Source organism: Epilithonimonas mollis (assembly GCF_900142325.1).
Taxonomy (GTDB): domain Bacteria; phylum Bacteroidota; class Bacteroidia; order Flavobacteriales; family Weeksellaceae; genus Epilithonimonas; species Epilithonimonas mollis.
Genome location: NZ_FRAM01000003.1, coordinates 41281 through 67799 on the forward strand (window position 1 = coordinate 41281; position 26519 = coordinate 67799).

Here is a 26519-nt window from a genome sequence, read left to right on the forward strand (position 1 = left end):
AATAAAAAAAACAGGCTATCAAAAAATGATAGCCTGTTTTATATTTTCAGGAGAAATTAGAAAATCTCTCTGCCAGAAAAATGGAATTGGGCTTCGATAAGCGCATTCTCATCAGAGTCAGAACCATGGACTGCATTTTCACCGATGCTTCTTGCAAATAGCTTTCTGATAGTTCCTTCAGCAGCTTCAGCCGGATTCGTAGAACCGATAACAGTTCTGAAATCATCCACAGCATTATCCTTTTCAAGAACAGCAGCCACTATTGGTCCGGAAGACATGAATTCTACCAACTCGCCGTAGAAAGGTCTTTCTGAGTGCACTTCGTAGAATTTTTTTGCATCAGCTTCGGTCAGCTGAGTTAATTTTAACGCTTTAATTTTAAAACCAGCTTCGCTGATTTTTCCAAGAATCGCACCAATATGTCCATCTGCAACGGCATCTGGCTTGATCATGGTAAATGTGATTTTTCCTGACATGTTCTTATTTTATTTTTTTTTAAAGAGTTGCAAATTTACAATAATTTTTCCTTATGTTTGCAACAGAAAATTCTTTTTCAAAGATTCGAATTTTATTGGCACAGTATTTGTATCATTATTTTCGATTCTCATGTTTAATTTGAGTTTTCATGGTTATTAGTTTTTACCCCAACTTCGGTTGGGGTTTTTTTATTTATGAAAATCACTTTAATAAATAACCGCCAAAACAAAATGTATCAGCGGTTTTATATAAATGATTCTTATCAGTTTGATTTTTGTCACACAATTCAATCAGCGAATTGCAGCAGCCAGGCCTGAGTGGAGCTCATCCGCCAGCGGCGGATAGTGGGAACGGAGGACTGAAAAACTGCCCGAATTCTAATCACCCTGATCTACAAAAGCCAATTCGTCCGGATTATTGACAGGATATTTCTCTGTGAAACATCCAAAGCAATGATTGGGTGAACCTAAAATCTCTATTAGATTTTCCACACTCAAAAACTCCAGACTATCGACAGCAAGGTAATCCTTCAACTCATCTTTTGTCATATTTGCTGAGATCAAATCGTCTTTGGTAGGTGTATCAATCCCCAAAAAGCAAGGGGCAACAATCGGTGGTGACACACTTCTAAAATGAATCTCCTTAACACCTGCATTTTTTAAAATCTTCACCAGACGTTTTGACGTTGTTCCTCTCACGATAGAATCGTCGATAATAACCACTCTTTTATCTTTCATTTCGGATATAATCGGATTGAGCTTCAGGTTCACAAAATGTTCCCTCATCTCCTGAGACGGAATAATGAATGATCTGCCGATATACCTGTTCTTGATCAAAACCGGTCTGAAAGGTATGCCCGAAGCTTTGGAAAACCCAATCGCAGCAGGAACGCCGGAATCAGGAACGCCTATCACAATATCGGCATCTACAGGTGCCTGTTCCCAAATCTTCATTCCCGACTTCTCTCTTACTTCGTGAACATTAATACCTTCAAGAGTAGAATCCGGTCTTGCAAAATAAATATACTCGAATGCACAGATTTTATTGACACAATCTTCTCTAACCAGGTAGGATTGCAAACCTTCTTCATTGTCACTTGTGTAAACAATCTCACCAGGAAGAATATCACGGACATATTGTGCTCCTACTCCATCCAAAGCACATGTTTCCGAAGCTACAACGAATGTATTTTCGTCAATAGCACCTAAAACCAAAGGCCGGATTCCATTAAAATCGCGGAACGCAAAGAACTTATTTCTCGTAATCCCGACAACCGAATAGGCACCTTCTATTTTTTCCATGGTTGCTTTGATCGCTCCACGCAGTCCCAAGTCCAGATTTTTCTGAATCAGCCTTAAGATAACTTCGGTATCAGATGTCGCACGGAACACCACTCCTTCATCTTCCAGTTCCTTTCTAAGCTGTTTTGCGTTGGTGAGATTTCCGTTATGTGCAATTGAAAGGATGATCTGATCATATTCATTCTTTGCAAAAAAAGGCTGAAAATTATATTTTTTCTTGTCACCTGCAGTTGTATATCTTGTGTGCCCGATAACGGTACTTCCCATAAACTGCTCGGGCTCTTCTATTGTTTTGAAAACGTCCAGAACCAAGCCTTCATCTTTTACAGAAAATATTCGCCCTTTGTTCCCGACAGCTATTCCGCAAGCTTCCTGACCACGATGTTGTAGTGCAAAAAGGCCGAACTGCGACAAAGAAAAAGTATCCAAATTTTCAGGAGAATGCAGTCCGAAAATCCCGCACTCCTCTTCCATTTTGTCAAAAGGATAAGTTCCTAATTTCTCTTTGGAAAGATGTTTGGTTGCTTCAAATTCCTGATAGCGGTTCTGGAAAGCATATTTTGATAATGTGCTGTATTGTTGAAATTCTAAATCCATTCTAAATTGTTCTTGGATTCTATTTTTCTAATGCTGTTTGTAATCTGTCAAAAATCTCAACATAAGCTTCTGTGATTTCTCCCAAATCTCTTCGGAACCTGTCTTTATCAAGCTTTTTCATTGTATCCCTGTCCCAAAGTCTGCAAGTGTCGGGAGAAATCTCGTCTGCTAAAACAATTTGTCCATCAGAAGTTTTCCCTAATTCGATCTTAAAATCTACAAGAATGACATTCATTTTATCAAACAAAGCAATCAGAAGCTCGTTGATTTCGCCCGTCAATGCATACATCTCTTTCAGCTCATCGAACGTTGCAGCACCTAAAAATACAGCATGGTAATCATTAATCAAAGGATCACCCAACTCATCTTTTTTGTAACAGATATCGAAAATAGTAACAGGAGATTTGGTGCCTTCTTCAACTCCTAATCTCTGAGCCATACTTCCTGCAGCGTAATTACGAACAACCATTTCCAGCGGAATGATTTCCACTTTTTTAACAAGCTGTTCTCTGTCATTGAGTTTTTCGATAAAATGTGTCGGAATTCCGTTTTCTGTAAGATAACCAAATATAAGTGTAGAAATCGCGTTGTTCAGTTCGCCTTTTCTATCAAACTGACCTCGTTTCTGGGCGTTGAACGCTGTTGCATCATCTTTATAACGAACAACGACTTCGTCAGGTTTTTCGGTAGCGAAAACCTGTTTAGCTTTACCTTCGTAAAGCATTTCTTTCTTTTCCATTTAAACTTTTTACTGTTAGATTTATGTACAAATTTACGAAAAATTTACATTAAATGTAATTTGGAAAATATTATCCTATTGAGCATGCTTTTAGTACGATGAATTGCATGCAGCCCGACCTGAGTGGAGCTCTTTTTCTGATGGGGCAATTCTTATGACGTGATGGGATGTCATCCCGTTTTGTAATGGCAGAAAAAAGCGGGAACGGAGGGCGGATAAAGCTGCCCAAAAATTAAATATTGAAATCTTTTTTCGGGTTGAAAAGATAAATCAAAAGGAAAAAGAACATCGATGCGCACAAGAAATACTGGTAATAATGCACAGCGGACTGGGAGCTGATGATCGTGGAACTTGAACCTGTATTTTTGTGAAGTTCGCCGACAAGATTGTTAATGGTATTATCGAGATTGTTGCCATCCAGATAACTGCCGCCCGTGGAAGAGGCGATATTGCGAAGTGCCTTTGTCTGAAGTTTGGAAACGACAGTTTCACCATACATATCGGATTTATAACCCATTAGTTGTCCGAAATAATATTCCGGAATAGGAGCACCTTCTTCTGTTCCGACACCGATTGCTGTAATTCTGACGCCTTCTTTTCTGGCAAGATTGATAGCTTCATCCTCATGACCTTCGTTATCTTCTCCATCACTGATCAATACAATATTCCGCGAGCCTTTTGTGATATTTTTAAATTTTTGTGCTGCAATCTGAATCGGTTTCAGAAAATCGGTTCCCTGATTCTGAACAACACTGGTCTCGATTCCCAAAAGATAATTTTCTGCTGCAGAATAGTCACTGGATAAAGGCATGACTGAATATGCATCTCCAGCAAAAACGATGATCCCAACCCGGTCATTGGTCATTTTCTGAAGCGAATTGATGATGATATTTTTTGCTTCTTCCAGGCGGCTTGGCTGGATATCCTGCGCATTCATAGAATTGGATACATCGAGAACGAACATCGTACTGCTAACATTCTGCTTCACATTGATTTGTTCTTTTCCGCCCAAAAGATCAATGATGGAAAATATCAGAAATAAAAATCCAAGTAAATATAAAACCGGAAACAGCTTGGCAAAGGATGATGTTTTCTCAAATAAAGCGTCCTGAAAACGACTTTCCGCAAAAAGATTTCTTTTTTTGTTTTTCCAACGGATATAATGGATGATAAAGTAGCCTATGACAGGCAACAAAATAAGTAATAACAGATACCAGTAATTTCCTAAATACCAATTCATCGGCTTAATTCAAAATTTTAAAAATCACCCACCTCAATAATGCGTCCAGCAATAAAACCCCTAAGGCTATCCAAAGAAAAATTCTGAAATACTCCTCATAATTATATAATTTAGACGATTTAACATCTGACTTTTCCAGCTGATTGATCTCGTCATAAACATTCTGTAAACTGCTGTTGGATGTTGCCCGGAAATATTTTCCGCCCGTTAGCTGTGCAATATCTATCAGCGTATTTTCATCTATTTCGGTTTTCTGTTCTGTAAAAACAATGTCTCCAAAAATATTTGTTCCTGTCGGGAAAGCCGCAAAACCATTACTTCCAATCCCGACAGTATAGACTTTTATCCCGTTATTTTTTGCCAGTTCTGCGGCGATCTGCGGCGGCATTGCATTGATAACTGTATTCACGCCGTCAGTCATCAGAATAATGATTTTACTTTTGGCCTTACTTTTTTTAAGGTGATTTACTGCAACAGATAAACCTTCTCCTATTGCTGTTCCCGGCTGCAGCTCTAAAGGATTAAGCTGATTCAGCTCATCGACAACAACCTGATGATCAGTTGTTAAAGGTACTTTGGTGTAAGCTTCTCCAGAATAGGCAACCAAGCCTATTCTGTCATTTTCTCTTTTATTCACGAAATCAATCGCAATTTTTTTTAGGGCTTCCAACCTGTCCGGATCCAGATCTTTTGCCAGCATACTGAGCGAAACGTCTACGGAAAGCATGATATCAATTCCTTTGGACTCGTCCCTGTCCTGCGAAATCGTATAAGTCCTTGGTCTTGCAAGTGCAATAATCAATGCTGTAAGGATAAAATATTTCGAAACCTTCAGAAAAGTCATTACAAATGAAATATTCCCGCTTGGTTTCATATTGCTGACAGACGACACAGCAATACCTTTGCTTTTTTTCTTGCCATAATCCATTATTAATAAAGGAATGAAAATAACAAAAAGCAATAAAAACCACGGACTGTAAAATTCGAAATTCACGTTAATTATTAATGATTTTTAAATCACCAGAGGCTTTACCTAAGGTTACAATATTGGACGTTCAGAGTTCATTATTTTTTTCAAATCCATTCCCTCAAACATTTGTATTCCGAAGATTTTCAGCTTCAATATCTTTTGTGGAACGCTTCACAAAATCTCTTATTTCTATAAAATCTTTTGACATCAATTCTTTTGTAGGGATTGTTTTTGCAAATTTCACAAGGTCACCACGCAAAAATATGTCTTCCACGATCTTTTCATTTTCCTGAGAAATCGCATTGGTATTTTTCATATATTCTATCAGATCATCAGTCAGCAAAACATCTGCAGGAATATGATACTGTTTGGTAATAAAATTTCTGGTAATCTCAATCAGTTCAACATAAAAAGATCTGAAATTTTCATTTTCGATATAATTCTTCTTTCTAAGTTTCTCCAAATCTTTTAAAGTTTGATTTGTAGTTACAGCAGGACTGTCTTTGCGTTTTCTTCCCCATTTTACAATTCCGATGATCAGAACAATGATTGCAATAACAATCAGGAAAAGAAGAACGTAGAATTTGTATAAATCCCAGTAATCCTGGACATTCAGTTCCACTTCTTTATTCTTCATTATATCATTAATCTGATCGCCTTTTTTAGCTGTATTAATGACTTCAACTTCATAAGGAATGGTTTTCAGTATTTTATTCCCGACCTTAACCTGGATTTCCGGAATCGTAAATTTCCCTTCCTGAAAAATCGCAAATTTCACAGAGCGAAGATATATGTCTTTTTGCTTCGCAATGCTGTCATTCACCATTTCAAAATGAAAAGGCAGCAACTCATTCCTTGGCGCAAGCTGCACATCTTTCCCGTCAAGATCGAGAATCTGAATTTTAAAAACAGCTACTTCGCCTAACGCCAAAGTCGTCTTATCAAGACTTGATGTTAAAGTCTGACCTAATCCAAAAGTCGAAATAAAGAGAAAAAGTGAAAGAAAATATTTAAACATTATCGGTTGCAGGTTGATCTTTTTGATTATTTCAGTTTTTATTCCTGATTTTATTTTCTAAAATATTGATACAAAGATTTGCTGTAATCATCAGAAGTATTGATGTCTAAAAAATGAGCCGACGAATTTTCGAACTCATCTTTTGTCTGACGCATTTTTTGTTTTTGCTGTTCTGCAAAATCGTAGCGCCATCTTGCGCTGGAAGTATTTGCCCAGACTTGTTTCCCGGTTTCTGCATCGCGAAAAAGCGCATAACCAATATCCGGGATCTCCATATCTTTTTCATCATAAATCCTAAGTCCCAAAACCTGATGTTTCCTGGCAGTCACATTAAGAATTTTCTGGTCAAATTCATCCTCAAAATCTGAAAACAGAAACACTAGGGATTTTCTTTTGAAAACACTCATCATATAATTGAAAGCTGTATCCAGATTTGATTTGGCAGGAACATAATCTGCAGACAGAATATTACTGATAATCGACAAAACGTGCTTTCTGCCTTTCTGTGGCGGAACGACTTTGAGAACTTTATCCGCGTATAAAATCAAGCCTACTTTATCATTATTTCCTGCGGCCGAAAATCCCAGAGATGCACAGATCTCAGCAACATATTCTCTTTTCAGCTGCGTTTTGGTTCCGTAATCCATTGATGCAGAAACATCAACCACAAGCATCATCGTAAGCTCGCGCTCCTCCTCCATTACTTTCACAAATGGTTCGCGGAAACGCGCAGTTTTGTTCCAGTCGATTCGTCTTGTATCATCTCCGAATTGATATTGTCGCACTTCTGAAAACGTCATTCCCTGACCTTTGAAAGCGCTGTGATATTGTCCCATTAGCGATGCTTCCGTTTTCTTTCGGGTCCGGATTTCTATCTGCTTTACTTTTTTGACAATATCTTTTATCTCCATTTTAACGCTGGTGCTTTTTGGCGGTCATCGGTTGATAGTTTTCAGGCATCTTAGTTTTTTCAAAAACAATACGACGAGTGACCACTATCAACTGATTAACCATTTTTAAGGGGCTTGTATTTTCCCTAAAATTTTATTCACTATATCATCCTGAGAAATCTCCTCTGCTTCGGCTTCAAAGCTCAATCCGATTCTGTGTCTCAAAACATCTTTTGCAATTTCTTTCACATCTTCAGGAATTACAAATGCTCTTCCTTTGATGAAAGCATAAGCTCTGGAAGCAATTGCCAAGTTGATACTTGCTCTCGGCGACGCTCCAAAACTGATATAATTTTTGATGTCAGACAATCCATATTTTTCAGGATAACGGGTCGCGAAAACCATATCCAGAATATATTTCTCGATCTTTTCATCCAGATAAATCTGATTGATAAGTTTTTTAGCTTCAACAATCTGATTCAGATCCACCACTTTTCTGATCTGAGGAATATCCTGCGTAGAAATCATTCGCATTACTTTTCTTTCGTCCTCAAATTCAGGATAATCTATTTTACATTTCAGCATAAAACGGTCAGTCTGCGCTTCTGGCAAAAGATAAGTTCCTTCCTGGTCAATTGGATTTTGAGTCGCTAAAACTAAGAATGGTTTTGGCAAAGACATCGTCTCATCGCCGATTGTCACTTGCTTTTCCTGCATCACTTCCAGCAAAGCAGACTGAACTTTCGCGGGCGCACGGTTAATCTCATCTGCCAAAACGAAATTGGCGAAAACCGGGCCTTTTTTTATAGAAAAATCGTTATCTCTTACATTATAAATCATTGTTCCCACCACATCCGCAGGCAACAAATCCGGCGTAAACTGAATCCTGGAAAACTCGCCATCAACAGCTTCGGACAAAGTTTTGATTGCTAAAGTTTTGGCCAACCCGGGAACACCTTCTAAAAGAACGTGGCCGTTGCCGAGAAGTCCTATCAAAAGACGGTCAATCATATATTCCTGACCGATAATAGCGCGGTTGATTTCTTGTTTTAAAATAGAAAAAAAGTAATTCTGTTCTTTTACTTTTTCTGTAAGCTGTCTGATATCTTCTGCTTGATTCAATTCTGACATGGTAAATATTAAAAATATAATTGGTAAATTTCATACAAAAACAGGCAACGGCAAACACAACAACTGCTAATCTTGCGTTAAATATTTGTTAAAATAAAACCTGGTTTGTTACAGGATTTTTTCTTTGATTCTTAATAAAATCAGATTATTTGTCGTTTATTTATAATTAATATAACTTTGAACCCACAAAATCTTTATTTGAAAATGAATTATCATTTTGCCAATCACAGACAAGTCAGAAAAAATCTGCTTTATATTTTACAAAACACTTCCGAAAAGGATCTTCTTACAATCCCGGACGGGTTCAACAATAACATCTACTGGAACATCGCACATTGTATTGCAACACAGCAACTGCTCTGTTATTACCTGAGCGGAAACCAGTTCCGGATTGATAAATACTGGGTGGAAACTTACAAAAAAGGAACTTTTGCCAATGTTGATGTGAAGCAGTCTGAAATGGAAGATTTAGCCTATCTTTTAATTGAAACTTCAAAAATCCTGATGAAAGATTTTGACAATGATTTCTTTCCGGATTACACGCCATATTCCACGAGTTTCGGGATTGATTTGAAGAATATTCAGGATGCAATTATTTTTAATAATATGCATGAAAGTATTCATTATGGTTATATCCTGGCGCAGAAACGGGCTTTGATCGGTGAAGGATTGAGCTTATAAATTATTTGCAAATTTAAATTCGCATTATGTATAAAAAACTATTATCCATTACCTTTTTAGCATTTACAATTATTTTATTTGCTCAAAATCTTGAATTCAAGGTTCCGAACTACAATGAAATAAAAAAGCATATTGAAGATAAAAAGTCAGAATTTTATTATCCAGATTTGCTGTCCAAGCTAAAAAAGAATGATACACTTTTAACCAAAGATCAATACAAACATTTATATTTCGGATATATTTTTCAAAAAGAATATAATCCTTACCATAGAGGTAAAAGTGATGAAAAGCTTTCAAAATATTACAGAGGCGAATTTGAAAAAAATGAATTTCCTGAAGTTATAAATACGCTTAAAGAATCATTGGAAGAATTCCCATTAGACCTACGAAGCTTGAATTTTCTTTCTTATCTCTATCATCTCAATGGTAGTGAAGATATGGCAAAAACAACATCCTTAATTTTCCAAGGATTATTTGAAGCTATACTTTCATCCGGAGATGGCAATAAATGTGAAACCGCTTTTCATGTGATTTCAGTAAGCCACGAATATGTTTTGCTGAATATGTTTGACCTGAAATCTATATCTCAAAGCTTCAATGGAAAGTGTGATTTTTTACAATTCGAAAAAGATAAGTACAGAGTTCCCGGGATTTATTTCAATGTTGAAAAACTTCAGGAAAAAAATATTAATCTTCTGCGGTAGATCTGAAATTGAATCTGATTAATCTCAAATATATTTTCATTTTTTTAAGTTTTTAAATTTTTCAAAACTTTTAAATCACGCTTTATCTTTGTTCTGTCAGGACATTGAGGGTATTTCGTTTGAATTTTCTGAACTTAAAAAATTACAATTTTGTTAAGATATAACTAATCCCAAAAACCTTACTTTTGCAAAACAAATTTTCATCAATGAACGAACAGAAAAAAGATGACTTCATCTTCGGACTAAGACCTGTAATGGAAGCTCTGGAAGCCGGAAAAACAATAGATAAAATATTCATTCAGAATGCTTTACAAGGCGAAATCTATATAGAGCTGAAACAACTTCTTGCCAAACATAATCTGCGTCCAAACTACGTTCCTGTAGAAAAACTCAATCGTTTTACGAGAAAAAACCATCAAGGTGTCGTTGCTTTTATTTCTGATGTTCCGTTTTATAAAATTGAAGATGTTTTGCCTCAACTTTTCGAAGAGGGGAAAACACCTTTTATCCTGATACTGGACAGACTGACCGATGTAAGAAACTTTGGTGCTATTTGCAGAACTGCAGAATGCGTAGGAATCGATGCCATTCTGATCCCGGAAAAAGGTGGTGCACCCATCAACTCAGATGCTATTAAAACTTCTGCCGGAGCGATTTATAACATCAAAATTTGTAAAGAAAAAAATCTTGCACATTCGGTGGATTTTCTACAGCAAAGTGGTATCAAGGTTTTTGCAGCAACTGAAAAGGCGCAGAAATTGATATACGATGCAGACTTCACGGAACCTTGTGCAATCGTTATGGGAAATGAGGAAACAGGGATTTCAAAAGAAGTACTTCATCACTCGGATGAGAAAATAAAACTTCCTATAGAAGGTAAAACCCAGTCTCTGAACGTCTCTGTAGCTTGTGGTGCCATTCTTTACGAAGCTGTGAGACAAAAAATAGTTGTTGGTTGATAGTTGATAATCACTCCATCATTACTCAAAATCATTATATTATTATTCAAATATCATTTATGAAAAAAATAACAGCGCTTGCGCTAATCGCAATAACACTAGTTGCTTGTAAAAAAGAAACTAAAACCATCACCAGAGTTGACCCAAAAACAGGAAAAACTGAAACTGTGACTGTAGAAGTTTCGGCGGAAGAAGCAGCAAAGCCAAAAGCAATTGCTGACAGCAGCGGCGTTTACAAGCAAAAATTTATTCTTGAAAAAGGTGTTACCTATCCGTTGGTATCTTATCAGAGAGAAATCCAGTCTCTGACGACGCCTGACGGCAAAACCATTTCCGGAACCAACGAAACAACGGACGAAATGTCCGTAACGGTGAATGATTTCAAGGATAATATCTATGATATGACTCTGAATATGGTTGGAAAAAGAATGTCCAGTTCAGCAAACGGAAAGACAGTTGTAATTGACACAAAACAATCTGCTCCAAAAGAGGAAAGTCTGAAAATGGATTACATGGTAAGTAAAGGTTTAGCCGGAAACAAGCTAAGCGTAAAAATGGACATCTATGGAAATATCAAATCCATTACAGGCTTCGAATCCGTGCATAACAATCTGAGAAAAGCGATTGCCGGAACGATCAGAGAAAAGAAACAGCAGGATGCGATTATCGAAAACTTCAAAGCTGGGTTCAATGAAGAAATGATGAAAGAACAGCTAAGCAAAAACCTAAAACTGATTCCGTCGAAAGGCACAAAAATCGGGGAAAAATGGACGACTTCTGAAGATATCGACCCAAACGGAAAGCTGAAGCAAACCTTGACTTTCACTTTGGTAAAAGTTGAAGACGGAAAAGCGGAAATCAGCGTGACTGGTGTAATCCCATCCAAATCTGACAAGCAGTCTAAAGACGGCATGACGCACACAATGAGCATGGGCGGCTCCGAAAGCGGAAAAATCATCATCGATGAAAATACAGGCTGGCTGTTGAATCAGAATCTGTCGGTAAAAACAAATCAGAAAGAAAGCCTATCCGACGGAAAACAGACGCAAAGTATGTCGAAAAACGCCACAACATCTATTATCATTAATCCTTCTTATAAATAAAATCTGGAAATGAAATACATTTTCGAATTCATATTGGCAACCATCATTATATTCTTTGTCTGGAATATTCTGAAAAGATTGTTTTTCAATGCGTTTTATAAGAACTTCCCAACATTGAATCCTAAAAATCACCAGCAAAACGAACAAACAAATACTAAAAAAATGCCTAAGCAAAAGGTCAACTGGGACGCAGAAACTGTGGATTATGAGGAAGTGAGGGATGATAAAAAAGATTAGTTAAAATCTTAATTAAAATAAATACAAAACCTTTCAGATTATGAAGTCTGAAAGGTTTTTTAATATTAAATTTGGAATTTAATTTTTAAAACAATTTTAAATTGGGATTAATCCTAAAAATTTAATATCTGAAGTCTAATATCTAACATCTATTTATGTTCAAAAACAAGAAAAATCTAATATTCATCGTAGCAAGTCTTGTTATTTTCGTTTTACTGGCGGTAGTTTATGCCAATCCTGTGATCTCGGGAAAACGATTGATGCAGCACGATATCGTTTTTTACAAAGGTGGCGCAGAAGAACTTTTGCAATACCGCGCCAATAATGATAAAGAAACCTACTGGAGCGATGCAATGTTTGGCGGAATGCCCACTTATCAGACAGGAGTGCAATTCCGCGGCGATGTGATCAAAAAAATAGATGATGTTTTCATGTTTCTTCCAAAACCTGCAAATTATTTGTTTTTACTATTTGCCGGATTTTTCTTTTTGGGAATGGTTGCTGTCAGAAATTGGAAATATGCCCTTCTAGGCGCAACATTTTTTGGATTGTCCACTTATTTCTACATTATCATTGCAGCCGGACATAACGGAAAAGTTCATACGATTGCCTATTTCGCACCGCTTTTAGCCGGAATCCTACTCGTTTATTTTAGAAAAAAATATATTCTTGGCTTTATCGTCACTGCACTTTTTGCAGGCCTGCAGATTTGTGCGAATCACCCGCAGATGACTTATTATCTGTTCTTAGGATTGGGATTTCTGTTTTTGTCAGAATTGATAAGAGCCTTTAAAGGAAAAATCGAATGGAGACATTTCCTGGTCTCTTCCGGAATTGTTGCATTCGCAGTAGTAATCGGTGTTGGAATGAATTCCCAAAGAATAATGGCGAATGCAGAATATGTGAAAGAAACCGTTCGTGGAAAGCAAATTTTGAATACAGGTTCTCACACCGCCGGAAAATCCGGAATGGATAAAGAAAGCATCACCATGTGGAGCTACGGAAAACTGGAAACACTTAACTTATTTATTCCTAGATTAATGGGCGGAGGAAGTCAGGAACCGGGTTCTGACAAGATGATGGAAAAAGTGCAGGAACTGGCTCAGGAAAATATCAGATCCCAACAGGAATATGATATGATGACAAGAGGTTTCGGAAGCCTGACTTATTGGGGAGACCAGCCGAGCACATCTGGTCCAGCTTACCAAGGTGCGGTGGTTTGTTTCCTTGCAATTTTAGGCTTTTTCTTTGCCGGAAAAAAATACAGATATTGGATTTTAGGCGCTTCGATTTTGACCATATTCCTAGCTTGGGGAAGCAACTTTGCTGTGCTTACAGATTTCTTTATCGATTATGTTCCGATGTACAATAAATTCCGTGCGCCATCTTCTATCTTGGTCGTCGTCGAGTTTTTATTCCCATTGATTGCAATTCTTGGATTGTACAAATTCTTTACGGATGAAAAACTGACGGAAGAATATAAAAAGAAAATTTTGCTTTACGTTTCAGGAACAGTTCTCGGAATCACATTGATTCTGTTGTTTTTCGGAAAAGGAATTTTAGGTTTCTCCACAGCCAATGAGAAAACTTATCTTCCGCCATTTTTACTGGATTATTTGGTTGGTGAAAGAGCATCGATGTTCCAAGCTGATGCAATCAAAGCTGTTTTTTATGTTTTGATTACAGCAGGTGCATTATTTTTAGGACTAAAGAAAAAACTGAATGTCAACATTGTTTTATTGATTATTGGATTCGTAAGTTTGTTTGATCTCTGGACCGTTAACATGCGTTATTTGAATGATGATAATTTTGTAGATAAAACTTTTGCAGATTCTCCTTTCCAGACAGAAAATTCGGAATATCTGATGAGCAAAGCTGGAAACGATTCCTTTGTTCAAAGTCTTTTGCAACAGACTGAAGTGAACAAAGCTTTACAAACGATTGCTGAAAAAGATAAAGACCATTACAGGATTTTCAATAATATTCTCTCAACATTCAGTGAGACAAATACATCTTTTTTCAAATCATCGATAGGTGGTTACCATGCTGTAAAACTGAGACGTTATGATGATTTAATCAACAAATATTTTTCATCAACTGACCAGGTGAAAACGATCAGAATCCTGAATATGCTTAACACCAAATACTTCTTAGTCGGTGATCAACAAAAACCGGAAATCACACCTAATCCTGAAGCAAATGGCAATGCGTGGTTTGTTTCTGACATCAAATTCGTGGACAATCCTAATGAAGAGCTGAACGAAACTGGAAATGTAGACACCAAGAAAATTGCTGTGATTTCCAAAGATGATAAAGCTTATTTCAACGGAAAAAATCTGGCAAAAGATTCAACTGCTTATTTGGATTTGAAAACTTATCAGCCAAACGAATTATCTTTCGAGTCTTCTTCTAAAACACCACAATTGGCCATATTTTCAGAGATTTATTATCCGCACGGCTGGAATGTTTATCTGGATGGAAACAAGGTAGATTACATCAAAGCTAATTATCTTTTGAGAGCACTTTACGTTCCAGCAGGCAAGCATAAAATCGAAATGAAATTTGAACCGGCTGTTATCGAAACTGGGAAATTATTCTCTTTAATCAGTTTTGGACTGTTTGTTTTATTGAGTTTAATTGGAGTTTATTTTTTGATTATGAATTCTCGGAAATCTGAGGTTGCGGAAGTTTATTAATTAGTTTATTAAATCAAGTGAAAAATAAAAAATTTATTTCCCGAAGATTTCTAGCTGGTTTTATAGATTATTCCATAATAATCGCTATAAATGCTTATTATATTTATTCTTTTGGAAGTTTGAATGATGAAGGCGGATATTCTGTAACTGGATTCAAAACATTTCCAATAATAATTTTTTGGTTTGTCTATTTATGTGTAATCGAAACAACTTTTAGCTCAACGTTAGGAAATTTCATTGTGCAATTAAAACCAGTTGATTTGCAAACCGAAAATAAAATTACTTTGAAGCAATCTTGTTTACGACATATTGCGGATGTTTTAGATATGTTCTTCTTTGGATTAGTAGCAATTATTATTATAAAAAACTCAAACGAGAGTCAAAGATTAGGAGATTTACTTGCGAAATCGAAAGTTATAGAAAACAAATAAAAGCAAAGACAATTTTAAAATCAAAGCAACTCAGATTGAGTTGCTTTTTTATACAAACAGTTAAAACCTCATCACATCCTTCACAACGCCGCCTTTCTGAGTCAGTGGTATAAGTTCTGTTTTGATAAAGTCTTTAATTCTGTCATTGTCAATATCATTAGGGAAAAGGAGATGAACATTAGCTCCTGCATCCAGCGTAAAAAATAACGGCAAACCTGTAATTCTCCGGAAATCCCAGATTTTATTGATAACTTCAAGTGTTCCTGTTTTCATGAGAATAAAAGCCGGGTCACTCATCATCATCATTGCATGAAGAGTCAGCGCCTCGTGTTCTACAAGCTTTATAAAACCTTCCATATCGCCTGTTAAAAGAATGGTTTTCAGCTTCGCAAAATTTTCGTGTGCCTCCTGAAAACGTCTTTCTGCATAAGGATTTGTGTTCATGAGACCATGACCAACTGTGGAAGAAACCGACTTCTGACCTTCGTGAATCAGCAAAACCCAATCATTAAAATTTTTAAATATTGGATGAATATCAACATTAGGATATTGAATGGCATACAAATCGGAACTTTCTGCAACTTCATCTGTTTTGCCCCAAACAACCAGACCTTCGTAAAGACTTCTGCAAGCACTTCCACTTCCTAATCTTGCCAGGAAGCTTTCTTTTTTTGTTTTAAAATCTTCATCGGTAACTCCTGTAAAAAAGTTATCCAGATTCATCAGGCATTTTGCAATGGCTCCAAAACCTGAAGCCGAACTTGCAATTCCGGAGCTGTGAGGAAAAGTATTTTCCGTTTTGATAATATATTTACCTTTTAGTATCCATGGCAGATATTGCTCGATATTTTTGAAATACTTTTCAATTTTTTCAGCAAATTTTTGCTCATCATTTCCTGCTAAAAAAGTCTGAACAGAGAAATCTTCTCCTGCAAAAAACTCAATCACCGTGTTGGTTCTGCAATGGCTCAAAGTATAGCTGATACTAGGATTAGCCGGAATTTGATTGTCATATTTCCCCCAATATTTGATCAGTGCGATATTGGAAGGACAGCTTGCTGAAACTACTTGACTGGATATCTGAAATTGGGGACTTCCCAAGAATTCTTGCTTCATAAGTTTGGCTTTTTGCAAGGCAAATTTAATGTATTTCGCAATGACTAAAAATATTTTTAAATTTGCAAAGGCATCTTCTATATTATCAATGGTATTAATTATAGATTAAAAAAGCAATTATGCGTTTTAAGAATTTAGGAATCAAAGCTTTATCGGTATTGATTATTTTTTTCAGTTTGACAATGTCTGGTCAAAATTCTTATATCAATCAATATAAATCTGTTGCGGCCGAATTGTCTCAGGAATTCGGGATTCCGGCGGCGATTATTCTTTCGGTAGCTTACGTGGAAACTGGCGGCGGGAATAGTAAACATTGTCAGACGCTTAACAATCATTTCGGAATCGTCGGAAAGAACACCGTCAATAATTCCAGATTCAAAAGTTTTGAAAGCTCTAAAGAATCATTCAGGTCTTTCTGCGAAATGATTTCAAGAAAAAAATATTACCAAAAACTAAAAGGCAATCTTAATAATTCCGAATGGCTCAATGCAATTGCTTCTGCCGGTTATGCTTCCAAACCAACGGAATGGAAACATAAAATCAAACTGGTTATCCAGAAATTCGGATTATGATTTATAAAAAACCGCCTCAATTAATCGAGGCGTTTAAATTTTATACCAATTTTGCTAGATAAATCTCAGCAGGTTTTTCTAATAAACTGGGTGCTTTTTCTACAAATTCTTTGATGTAAGATTGCTGATTATGCGCATCCAAACCTTCCTTACTTTTCCAAATCTCGTGAAAGATAAAAACCGATTCGTCATCCAGACTTTGCTGTAATTCATACTTTTCGCAAGCTTTTTCTTTTCTGGTATTTAAAACCATATTATCAAGAATTGATTTCAAATCCTGAACTGATTCCTTTTTTGCCTTTAAAATTGCGGTCAAATAGATTGATATCATTAATTTAAAATTTCAGATTCAACATCCACGAAAACACTTTTCAGATAATTTTTATATTCGAATTCATAATTATCGATTCGTTCCTTAGTTGCCTGTTTTTCCATATCGTGAAAATGGAAGCTTCCCAGATTTTTCATTCCTGTGAAAGCATTCATTTTATGAAAACCGAACAAAATACCTTGATCCACAGAATGCTGATTGAAAAATTCGCCCTCCAAAGTGAAAGCCGTTTCTGGCGCATTCCAGCTTGTGGTCACGAAATATTTTTTACCGTGCATCAAACCGCCAGTTCCGTAATTGATAGCAGGATTCACTCTGGAACGTCCGTCGCTTTTGTATATTCCGTTGTTATGGCCAGCAGTGAAAACTTCATCAATGTAGAATTTAAGACGATTCGGAACCTGAAACCACCAAACCGGAAAATGATAAACCACTACATCTGCCCATTTGAAATTTTCCGCTTCCTCCATTGCATCAAAATCATCATTGATATTGGTCATTCTAACTTCAAATCCCAGTTCTTTAAGCGTTTCTTTTGTCCAATTCGCAATTGTATTATTAAAACTTCCTCCGGAATGAGCGAACTTTTGTCCACCATTGATTATGAATATATTTTTCATTTTTAATATTTTTTAATTATTGATAGTGCAAATTTCCGACAGAAAAATCAATTATAAAAATAATATAAATTATATATTTGCATTATAATTATGATGCAATATGATAAATCTGGAATGGCTTAGAACTTTTAAAAGTGTGTATGAAACACAATCTTTTACGAAGGCAGCGCGTGAACTTTATATTTCCCAGCCGGGCGTTAGCCTTCATATAAGTTCATTGGAAGCTTATGTAGGTTACGCTTTATTTGAAAGAATTTCGAAAAAACTGATCCCGACAGAGAAAGCGAAAATTCTTTATAATTTCACTCTAGAACCGCTTCTGAAGCTTGAAACAGCCGAACAAACCTTTCATAAAACCACAAAAACCGAACGCCCGACTGTGAGCATCGGGATGTGTTTTGAAACGTTTCAATTCACGCTGGAAAAGCATATTCCGACATTTGATTTCAATGTGATTATTCGGTTTGGATTGTACGAGCAGATGTTTTCGGATTTGGATAATGGTTTACTGGATTTAATCATCACGCCAAGAAAAGCCAATTTGAAAAATCTGAATTTTGATTCATTTTCCAAAGAAAAAATTGTTTTGATCAATGGAACCGGAACCGACACCACCGAGTTTCAAAACTTGATTAAAAAAAATAAAATTGAGGAAGCCGAAGCCTGGCTGAAACAGCAAATCTGGTACAGCACAGCGGCGGATATGGAACATCTGAATAATTTCTGGAAAGCGAACTTTAACCGACATCCTGATTTCAAACCGAATTACATTGTCCCGAATATTTGTTCCATTGTCCGATGTTTAAGCGGTAATTCAGGGTTTTCCGTAGTTCCGGATTTTCTCTGCAAAAAGGAAATTGCAAACGACGGAATCGAGGTAACTTGGGAAGGGAACAACAAAATTGAAAACACACTTTATTTCGGCGAACGTATAAAAAATAATGTTCAAAATGAGATTGACAGAATCAAGGAAATTTTTAGGAATGAGAATTTTTAATTATTAAACCACAAAAGAAACAAAAGCTATATTTAGATTTATAAAAGGCTTCGACTCCGCTCAGCCTGACAATGGTAATCGAATATTATTAGGAATGTCATCCTGAGCGGAGTCGAAGGATTTTTACTAAATATTATCAAAGAACTTTCAGTTCCAAATCTATCGATTTTCCGAAGAATTTTTTAGAGATTTTCTCGAAATTTTTGGTAATGTCTGACAAGAAAAACTGATAAGTGGATTGGTGATTTTCCTCGTTCAGAAGATGATGTTTATCCAGAATCATTTTCAATTGATTAGCAACAATATTCGGAGAATCGATAACACGGACACGGTTTCCGTAATATTGTTTGATTTCATCAATCAACAGAGGATAATGTGTGCAACCTAAAATCAAAGTTTCGATATTTTTTAATTTACTATTACTCAGATAATTATAAATAATAGAATGCGTAATCGGATGATTTTTGAAACCTTCTTCAATGGCTGGCACCAAAAGAGGCGTTGCCAATTCATCAACTTTGATAAACTTATTATGCTTGCGAATCGATTTTTTATAAAGCCCTGAATTAACCGTTGCTTTTGTCGCAATCACGCCCACATTATTGTGAATTTCATACGACACTTTTTCCGCAACCGGATTGATGACATCAATGACCGGAACTCTTTCAGCAACCAATTCATGAACTTCGTGGAGTGCATTGGCCGTTGCCGAATTGCAGGCAATGACAATGGCTTTACAATTTTTATCTAATAAAAACTGAGTAATTTTCGTAGAATAACCGACAATGGCTTCACGGGATTTTTCACCATAAGGAAGATGTTTGGTATCGCCAAAATAAATCAAATCTTCATTGGGCAACAATCTTTTGATTTCTTTCGCAACAGTTAATCCACCAACGCCGGAATCAAAAATCCCGATTGGCTGATTGGCTGAAAGATGCGTGTAGTCGGCTTTTTTCTTTTTCAAAATTTGGAAAAATTAAAGAACAAAAATACGGAATTTGAAACAAAATTAATTAAGATTTGATATCGAATAATCCTTTGGATATCTCACTTTGTAACTCACTCTTATTTTTTTGGTTTCTGATGCCGGAATTTTCATATTCCAGGTTAGATACCCTTTTTCCTTGTCATATTCTGCATTATCACTTTGTAGCAATTCAATTTTCACAGCATCGTCTGTACTCAGAGGAATTTGATCTTTGACTTCTACATCTATCGTATCTTTTTTATTATTTCTAATAATTATATCATATGTAAAAGTTTTTTCCTGATAAGACGAAAACATTTTCGAACTGGATTTATCATCTACAGTTTGTTTTACTACACTTATTTTTTTATCGTTTCCAAGTGTAATGTCAAGCTCGTCAGTTATTTGATTTGGATTGATATTGGTTTCGCCAACATACATATTCTCAAAAATGACATTTGCAGTCCCGGGAATCAAATTATATTGGTTAAAATCTTTGACTTTAGCAATGAGAAAAGCATCCTTACTCTGTTTCGGCACAATCACATATTTGTAGATTGCGGGAATTTTGGTTTGTTTAAGATTAATAAAATGATCTTCATTATTAGACAAAATATTATACGGAATATCAACATCAAAACTAGTATTAAGTTGGTTTTCATTAATTCTAAATCCAGCACCAACAAGCACAACCTCCTCAATTTCCATTGTTTTTGCCGTATCACTTTTGTAAGATCTTTTCTGGGAACTAGAATAGTTTTTTTCCTTTTCATAAGAATTCAAAAACCACGGGTTCAGAACGGGAATATTGTTATTTCTCGTCGCATATCCATTGATCAACGACAACCTTACATCTTTCCAATCTAAACCTGTATCTTGTCTCACCTTCGCTTTGAAAAGTACGTTCAGCGGTTCAGAAATTTTATTGCCTTTGATTTCATAAAACGGTTGCCAAGAAACATTCTGTGCAAGATAACTAATATCCATTTTTACGTTTGTAGCAGAATTACTCAAGATTTTAATAACCAAAACGCCATCAGAGATATTTTCTTCTTTATTTGCATTTTCGTTCAAGCTGTTTCTGAGACGACTTTGTTTTAATGAGAATTTGCTTATTGATTTTTGAAGTTCAGCCCGGCTGAGACTGATTTCGGTTCTCTTGGTTTTATAATAATCTGTCAATTGTATCAATTGTGCGACAGAAGATGAATTGCTTCCCACCAAAAGTGTTTGATTTTTGTCTAAAAGTTCCAGCGTTTTAGTTTGCGATTCGAAATCTACATTGGCTTTTGCAATCAGATTATCGAGAATCGTGAGACTGTCGGAAATCGATTTTACTTTTGGATTTGTTTTATCTAAAAGATTATTGGTTTTATAATCATCAGAGAACTGAACCGAGAGGATGGCAACATTTGGATTGTTGGAATTAATTTGAATTGATTTTTCCTCGATTTCTTCAGAAATATTGGTAATAACTACTTCTGAAGGCCCTGCAGGAATATTGAAAGTAGCTGAACTTTGTAATTCTGCAGATGTACGATAGATACTGACACCTGAAACTTTTGACTTTACAAAAATTGGTTTTTGAGCAAAACTAAAAAAACCAATTAAGAACAGTATAAAAAATAAATTTCTTTTCATATTTTGATATTATACTCAAATATACTTTTTTTAGAGATTGAAAAGTCATCAGACTAAAAATAAATCGCTGGCAATTCCGTCTGCCAAAAACCAATTTTTTTCTGGGATTTTTAGATGGTTATTTTCAATAGTCAGGATTCCGTTTTCTTGTTTTGTCTTGATTTCCTGATTAAGATAATCGATTATTTGTGAAGAAAATGTTTGATTGATTTTATCTAAATCTACGCCCCAAATTGTTCTGAGTCCAATCATAATCATTTCATTAAACCTGTCTTTTTCGGAAAGAATTTCGGTTTCTTTTGGAAGAATGTTCCCGTTTAATTTTTTGATGTAAATCGGATTATTAGCAATATTCCAACTCCTTTCCAAATGACCGTCGTAAGAATGCGCAGACGGGCCAATTCCCAAATACGGTTCTGATTTCCAATAAGCAGAATTATGTTTTGAATGAAAACCCGGTTTTCCAAAATTTGAAATCTCATAATGGTCGAATCCATTATCTTTCAGAAAATCTTTCATATAATAAAATTCCTGATTTTGCTCTGATTCTTCGGGCGAATTCACTTTTCCCTTTTCAATCCATTTTTCTAAAGCGGTTTTTGGCTCAACGGTCAAAGCATAGGAAGAAACGTGAGGAACTTGAAGTTCTATTGTTTTGTAGAGATTGTCTTTCCAGATTTGGAAGTTGGAAGTCGGTGAACCATAAATCAGATCGATGCTGATATTTTCCAAACCAAAATCCTGCGCTCTTTTGATAGAGCTTTCTGCTTCGGACGCATTGTGCGCTCGGTTCATCAGTTTCAAATCGTTGTCAAAAAAACTCTGAGTTCCAATAGATAAACGATTGAATTCGGTTTGTGATAATTCTTTGAGAAAATTTTTGTTCAAATCATCCGGATTGGATTCCAAAGTGATTTCGATATTTTCATCAAAACTGAAATATTTCTGAATTTCATCAATTAAAGATTTGATTTCATCAACAGTCAAAACAGAAGGTGTTCCTCCACCAAAATAAAGTGATTTCAGCTTTTTATTATCAAGTTCATTTTTCCTTAGGCCAATCTCTTTTTTGATAGCAAGAAGCATCTCGTCTTTCAAATTAAAAGAAGTTGAAAAATGAAAGTTGCAATAGCTGCACTTCTGCTTGCAAAAAGGAATATGTAGGTAGATCATTAAAAAAGCCCCGAAAATTCAGAGCTCAAAGTTATTTAAATTAATATTAATGTTATCTGTATCGGAAACCTCTTGGATTGATAAAGTTATCGATATTAAAACCAACTGACAGCATAAAACTGTTTCCAAAATTCTCGGTTAATTCAGACACTCCAAAATTATAAACAGCACCAAAAGTAAAATTAGAAATCCTTCCTTTAATCACCGGCGACATTCCAAGATTCTGACTTCCAATAGCACTTTTCGCGCTACGGAAACTGATACCCGCTGACAGATTATTCTTTTCGCCAAAAACTGTTGCCATCAGATTATAATCGAAAATTCTGGAAGAATTGGTATTAAGATTCATCATCAGAGATGGTGTTACAAACATCCCGTCTATAAAATGCCAGTCATAACCTGCATTAACATAGAACTTAGTTGGCGACGGTTCTATACCATTATCAATTGGCAGTGTATTGCTGATCGGGATGTCCACTACAGAAACACCTGCAAAAAAGTGCTTGTATTTCACAGCCGTCCCAAGATTGACATAAGCTAGAAAAATATCGTTGGTATTTTCACCTAGTACCTGATCGCCCTGTTGCTCTGCATTCAATTGGGTATAATCGATATTCATATTATAAAGATTGGTTCCAATCCCGAAAGAAAACTGATCCTGTCGGTCTTCTTCATCAGTTATAGGGATAAAATACGAAGCTCCGAGCGTCAATCCGTTAGAAGATATCGGTCCGTTCTGATCTCGAAAAAATGAGATCCCAGCTCCGACTCTGTCGAATATATTGGCGTGTAAACCGACAGATTGAACATTAGGGGATTCATTAAGCTGCGAAAACTGTTTCTGATAATTAAGATTCAGGACAACATCATCTGTCTTCCCCAACAATGCAGGGTTAAACAAAAAATCTCCATCCAACAGATATTGCTGATAGAATGGTAACGTCTCCTGGGCCTTTGTTTCAATTAAAAAAACTGTTGTGCACAGTAAATATATTTTATAGAATAGGTATTTTTTCTTCACAATACAAATATATAAAACTCTAGTTATTATCTAAATATTTTCTCCAACGTTCTGAAGCTTCTTGCATATCTTTTGGCATCGGACTCTCAAAATACATCTCTTTTTTTGTAACAGGATGAATAAATCCCAGCGTATGGGCATGTAAAGCATGTCTTGGTAAAATTTCAAACACATTCTGTACAAATTGTTTGTATTTGGGAAGGTTGATACCTCTAAGTATCACATGACCTTCATATCTTTCATCATTAAACAAAGTATGCCCGATATGCTTCATGTGGGCACGGATCTGATGGGTTCTCCCTGTTTCCAGTTTACACTCAACCCATGTCATATATCGGAATCTTTCCAACACTTTGTAATGTGTAACGGCATGTTTTCCATGGCTGCCATCCACATAGGTGTACATCTGCATTCTGTTTTTCGGATGTCTTCCAATGTGTCCTACGATTGTTCCTTCATCATCCTGTACATTACCCCAGACAAAAGCCCAGTAAAGCCTTTTTGTTTTCCTGTCAAAAAACTGTTTGGCCAGATGACTGAGCGCATATTCATTTTTTGCAATGACCAATAATCCGGATGTGTCTTTATCAATTCGGTGAACCAATCCTACCCTGTCCAGATCAGAATTATAATTGGGATCCTTTGCAAAGTGGAATGCCAATGCGTTCACCAGCGTTCCGTCCCAGTTCCCGAATCCCGGATGAACCACCATTCCGGCATCTTTATCAACTACTACAAGATCCTCATCTTCATAAACGATATTAACAGGAATATCTTGTGGTATAATAACATTTTCTCTTGGCGGATGCGCAAGAAGCACACTGATTTCATCACCAGGTTTTACCTTATAATTTTGCTTTACCGGATTTCCGTTTACAACAACATTACCAGCTCTGCAGGTTTGTGATATTTTATTTCTGGATGAATTCTGACGGTGGATCAGTAAAAATTTATCGATTCTCAGCGGTTCCTGATTTTTATCGACCTTAATTTTAAGATGCTCATATAACCCGCTGTTTTCATCGTCAGCAGAAATTTCATTACCTGTCAATTCGTCTTCTAAAAATTCTTCGTTTTCGTCAAGCATAACTTAATTTTAAAAAGGCTTCAACTAATTGTTGAAGCCTTCTGTTTTATTCTATCACTACTTTTTTTGGCTTAGGCTTTTCCACGGGTTTTGTTGTTTGAGGGGATGTTGTGTTTGGTTTTCCCGCCGGCTGGGAAGTAGCTGTTTGAGATGCAGACGCTGCTGTAGTGGCTGCCTTAGGTTTGGGAACCGTTGTTGTTTGTGTAGTCGTTGCAGGCTGATTGGCAGAAGTCACAGGCTTTTGCTCCACTGTCGGCATTTCCCTGTATTCTATTGGTGCCAGTGTTGTATCAATTTTCGGACGGTACATTTCATCCAGTTGTCTGATCTTATTTTGTAATTCTGCAGGTGTCTTTTTACTTGCCCATAAATCTATCTGCATACCCTGATCACGCAAAGCCCCGAATTCCGGATCTTGATAATAAACTATATCGGAATCATCTTTCCCGCCATCTTCATGCTCTATAATTCCCACTTCAAACAAAGCCTGTGCAATTATTTTCTTCGCTTCCTGAACTGTCCTTCCTACAACATTCGGAATGGTAACGTTTCTGAGAGGTCCGGATCCGATGACCAAATCCACAGCAGAAAACCTTGGAATTTGTGTTCCAGGCTTCACACTAGTGCCGTTATATATAATTCTAAGAACCGCATCCCGTTGGATACTTGGTTCATATAACGTATCGCCGACTTTAAGTCCTACAAGATTCAGCTGGTTAAAAGCCAGACCTTTGTATCTGTCGATAATATCAGGGATTGCTACTTTTGCCCACGTTCTCGGATTAACCTTCAGGGTTATAACTCTTCCGTTTTTTACGTTGGATCCAGGATTAGGGTTAACCGCCAACACCTGGAACGGGCGAAATTTAGGATCATATTTGAAACTATCCACTTCGTATTCCAGACCGGAATCGTCCAGGATCTTGATAGCTTCGTGAACAGTCATATTCATCACATTCGGCACAGGAACTTCCTCGCCATGATTGGTATGGAACTCCAGCCAGCGGAATGTGAGCCAGACCAAACCGGCAAAAAGAGCCATTGCTAAAACTATATTAAGTAATACTTTCCAGTGGAAAAGCGATTTGAACATAATTATTCTTTTTCAGAAACAGTAACGCAAATATAGATAATTAAATTGTATTACCGATTTTCTATCATCTTAAAAAGATATCGGTCAATTGGCATAAAAACCTTATTTTTGTGCTTTGAAATACTTATGGAGTCTATACAAATTCACGACAAAAACTTTGTTCCCTATCTGAAACATGATGAAATTCAGGAAATTATAAAAAAATTAGCCTTTAGAGTTTATGAAGATTACAAAGATGAAACACCAATTTTTGTTGGGGTTCTGAATGGTGTAATCATGTTTTTTGCTGACTTTCTAAAATATTATCCTGGCAAATGCGAAATTGCATTTTTACAGGTGAGTTCATATTCCGGAACACAATCGACCGGAATTGTCTATAAGAAGATGGATCTGACAAAAGATGTTGTGGACCGCCATATCATTCTTATGGAAGACATTGTGGATACAGGGAATACTTTGGAAAATCTTTTTGAGTATTTCAAAAATACACAACGTCCAAAATCACTGAAAGTAGCTTCTCTTCTATTGAAGCCGGATGTTTTCCAGAAAGATTTCACGATAGATTATGTTGCCAAGGAAATCCCGAATAAATTCGTTCTGGGATACGGACTGGATTATGATGAACTGGGGAGAAACCTTCCTGATCTCTATCAATTGGAAGAAGGCAGAATCAATCATTAATTTAAGAAGAAAGAAATAATTCTCTAATATATTAAAAAAGCAT

27 protein-coding genes are annotated in these 26519 nt (G+C 36.2%); 10 read left to right on the forward strand and 17 right to left on the reverse strand.

Annotated features, from left to right (window positions below):
• Positions 1-56 precede the first annotated feature (56 nt).
• The 8 genes from BUA97_RS12500 to BUA97_RS12535 all read right to left on the reverse strand — a co-directional run bounded on the left by BUA97_RS12500 (position 57) and on the right by BUA97_RS12535 (position 8363).
• On the reverse strand, positions 57-476 hold the full coding sequence (locus tag BUA97_RS12500; RefSeq protein WP_072998732.1) for a nucleoside-diphosphate kinase: 420 nt from the start codon (positions 474-476) through the stop codon (positions 57-59).
• 378 nt (positions 477-854) lie between these two features.
• Positions 855-2375 (reverse strand): amidophosphoribosyltransferase, encoded by a 1521-nt coding sequence (gene purF, locus BUA97_RS12505; RefSeq protein ID WP_084081331.1) that lies wholly within the window; start codon positions 2373-2375, stop codon positions 855-857.
• A 19-nt stretch (positions 2376-2394) separates the two neighbouring features.
• Positions 2395-3114, reverse strand: coding sequence for a phosphoribosylaminoimidazolesuccinocarboxamide synthase (purC, locus tag BUA97_RS12510; RefSeq protein WP_072998734.1), 720 nt, complete (start codon positions 3112-3114; stop codon positions 2395-2397).
• A 232-nt stretch (positions 3115-3346) separates the two neighbouring features.
• Positions 3347-4354 (reverse strand): VWA domain-containing protein, encoded by a 1008-nt coding sequence (locus tag BUA97_RS12515; RefSeq protein WP_072998736.1) that lies wholly within the window; start codon positions 4352-4354, stop codon positions 3347-3349.
• Positions 4355-4358: 4 nt separating this feature from the next.
• Complete coding sequence (locus BUA97_RS12520) at positions 4359-5354, reverse strand: VWA domain-containing protein (RefSeq protein ID WP_394332930.1); 996 nt, start codon at positions 5352-5354, stop codon at positions 4359-4361.
• Positions 5355-5442: 88 nt separating this feature from the next.
• Positions 5443-6342 carry a BatD family protein gene (locus BUA97_RS12525; RefSeq protein WP_072998741.1) on the reverse strand — a complete coding sequence of 300 codons (900 nt, stop codon included), beginning with the start codon at positions 6340-6342 and terminating at the stop codon, positions 5443-5445.
• 50 nt (positions 6343-6392) lie between these two features.
• Positions 6393-7253 carry a DUF58 domain-containing protein gene (locus tag BUA97_RS12530; protein ID WP_072998743.1) on the reverse strand — a complete coding sequence of 287 codons (861 nt, stop codon included), beginning with the start codon at positions 7251-7253 and terminating at the stop codon, positions 6393-6395.
• A gap of 105 nt (positions 7254-7358) precedes the next feature.
• Entirely contained in the window at positions 7359-8363 is a 1005-nt protein-coding gene (locus BUA97_RS12535; RefSeq protein WP_072998746.1) for an AAA family ATPase, read from the reverse strand.
• Between the two features lie 204 nt (positions 8364-8567).
• Here BUA97_RS12535 and BUA97_RS12540 point away from each other — a divergent pair, with 204 nt between their 5' ends.
• From BUA97_RS12540 to BUA97_RS12570, 7 genes are all read left to right on the forward strand, one after another.
• Entirely contained in the window at positions 8568-9044 is a 477-nt protein-coding gene (locus BUA97_RS12540; protein WP_072998747.1) for a DinB family protein, read from the forward strand.
• Between the two features lie 26 nt (positions 9045-9070).
• Entirely contained in the window at positions 9071-9748 is a 678-nt protein-coding gene (locus tag BUA97_RS12545) for a DUF4919 domain-containing protein (protein ID WP_072998749.1), read from the forward strand.
• A gap of 206 nt (positions 9749-9954) precedes the next feature.
• Complete coding sequence (rlmB, locus tag BUA97_RS12550; protein WP_072998752.1) at positions 9955-10707, forward strand: 23S rRNA (guanosine(2251)-2'-O)-methyltransferase RlmB; 753 nt, start codon at positions 9955-9957, stop codon at positions 10705-10707.
• A 59-nt stretch (positions 10708-10766) separates the two neighbouring features.
• Positions 10767-11810 carry a DUF6263 family protein gene (locus BUA97_RS12555; RefSeq protein WP_072998754.1) on the forward strand — a complete coding sequence of 348 codons (1044 nt, stop codon included), beginning with the start codon at positions 10767-10769 and terminating at the stop codon, positions 11808-11810.
• A gap of 9 nt (positions 11811-11819) precedes the next feature.
• Positions 11820-12047, forward strand: coding sequence for a hypothetical protein (locus BUA97_RS12560; protein WP_072998757.1), 228 nt, complete (start codon positions 11820-11822; stop codon positions 12045-12047).
• 155 nt (positions 12048-12202) lie between these two features.
• Positions 12203-14743 (forward strand): YfhO family protein, encoded by a 2541-nt coding sequence (locus tag BUA97_RS12565; protein ID WP_072998760.1) that lies wholly within the window; start codon positions 12203-12205, stop codon positions 14741-14743.
• A 17-nt stretch (positions 14744-14760) separates the two neighbouring features.
• Positions 14761-15174, forward strand: a complete 414-nt coding sequence (locus BUA97_RS12570) for an RDD family protein (RefSeq protein WP_175546202.1) — start codon at positions 14761-14763, stop codon at positions 15172-15174.
• A 60-nt stretch (positions 15175-15234) separates the two neighbouring features.
• Here the strand turns inward: BUA97_RS12570 and BUA97_RS12575 are convergent, their stop codons facing one another.
• A complete protein-coding gene (locus tag BUA97_RS12575) occupies positions 15235-16290 on the reverse strand; it encodes a diphosphomevalonate/mevalonate 3,5-bisphosphate decarboxylase family protein (RefSeq protein WP_072998764.1) in 1056 nt (351 codons plus the stop codon).
• Positions 16291-16409: 119 nt separating this feature from the next.
• On the opposite strand from BUA97_RS12575, the gene BUA97_RS12580 reads away from it, so the two are divergent.
• Positions 16410-16862 (forward strand): glucosaminidase domain-containing protein, encoded by a 453-nt coding sequence (locus BUA97_RS12580; RefSeq protein WP_072998766.1) that lies wholly within the window; start codon positions 16410-16412, stop codon positions 16860-16862.
• A 40-nt stretch (positions 16863-16902) separates the two neighbouring features.
• Here BUA97_RS12580 and BUA97_RS12585 read toward each other — a convergent pair whose 3' ends face one another.
• A complete protein-coding gene (locus BUA97_RS12585) occupies positions 16903-17193 on the reverse strand; it encodes a putative quinol monooxygenase (RefSeq protein ID WP_245795919.1) in 291 nt (96 codons plus the stop codon).
• A complete protein-coding gene (locus BUA97_RS12590) occupies positions 17193-17813 on the reverse strand; it encodes an NAD(P)H-dependent oxidoreductase (RefSeq protein WP_072998768.1) in 621 nt (206 codons plus the stop codon). Before BUA97_RS12590 ends, BUA97_RS12585 begins: the two co-directional genes overlap by 1 nt.
• A 100-nt stretch (positions 17814-17913) precedes the next feature.
• On the opposite strand from BUA97_RS12590, the gene BUA97_RS12595 reads away from it, so the two are divergent.
• The gene (locus BUA97_RS12595) at positions 17914-18810 is read left to right on the forward strand and encodes a LysR family transcriptional regulator (protein ID WP_072998770.1); all 897 of its coding nucleotides are present in this window, start codon (positions 17914-17916) and stop codon (positions 18808-18810) included.
• Positions 18811-18946: 136 nt separating this feature from the next.
• Here the strand turns inward: BUA97_RS12595 and murI are convergent, their stop codons facing one another.
• From murI to BUA97_RS12625, 6 genes are read right to left on the reverse strand one after another with little or no spacing between them, the layout of a single operon-like run.
• Positions 18947-19777 carry a glutamate racemase gene (gene murI / locus BUA97_RS12600; protein ID WP_072998772.1) on the reverse strand — a complete coding sequence of 277 codons (831 nt, stop codon included), beginning with the start codon at positions 19775-19777 and terminating at the stop codon, positions 18947-18949.
• Between the two features lie 45 nt (positions 19778-19822).
• Positions 19823-21421: a DUF4139 domain-containing protein gene (locus tag BUA97_RS12605; protein WP_072998774.1), complete on the reverse strand. Its 1599-nt coding sequence runs from the start codon at positions 21419-21421 to the stop codon at positions 19823-19825.
• 48 nt (positions 21422-21469) lie between these two features.
• The gene (gene hemW, locus BUA97_RS12610) at positions 21470-22594 is read right to left on the reverse strand and encodes a radical SAM family heme chaperone HemW (protein WP_072998776.1); all 1125 of its coding nucleotides are present in this window, start codon (positions 22592-22594) and stop codon (positions 21470-21472) included.
• A 52-nt stretch (positions 22595-22646) separates the two neighbouring features.
• The gene (locus tag BUA97_RS12615) at positions 22647-23615 is read right to left on the reverse strand and encodes a PorP/SprF family type IX secretion system membrane protein (RefSeq protein ID WP_084081333.1); all 969 of its coding nucleotides are present in this window, start codon (positions 23613-23615) and stop codon (positions 22647-22649) included.
• A 19-nt stretch (positions 23616-23634) separates the two neighbouring features.
• Positions 23635-24702 (reverse strand): RluA family pseudouridine synthase, encoded by a 1068-nt coding sequence (locus BUA97_RS12620; RefSeq protein ID WP_072998779.1) that lies wholly within the window; start codon positions 24700-24702, stop codon positions 23635-23637.
• Between the two features lie 46 nt (positions 24703-24748).
• Positions 24749-25795, reverse strand: a complete 1047-nt coding sequence (locus BUA97_RS12625; protein WP_072998781.1) for a PASTA domain-containing protein — start codon at positions 25793-25795, stop codon at positions 24749-24751.
• 126 nt (positions 25796-25921) lie between these two features.
• Here BUA97_RS12625 and hpt point away from each other — a divergent pair, with 126 nt between their 5' ends.
• Positions 25922-26476, forward strand: coding sequence for a hypoxanthine phosphoribosyltransferase (gene hpt, locus BUA97_RS12630; protein ID WP_072998783.1), 555 nt, complete (start codon positions 25922-25924; stop codon positions 26474-26476).
• The last annotated feature ends 43 nt before the right edge of the window (positions 26477-26519 follow it).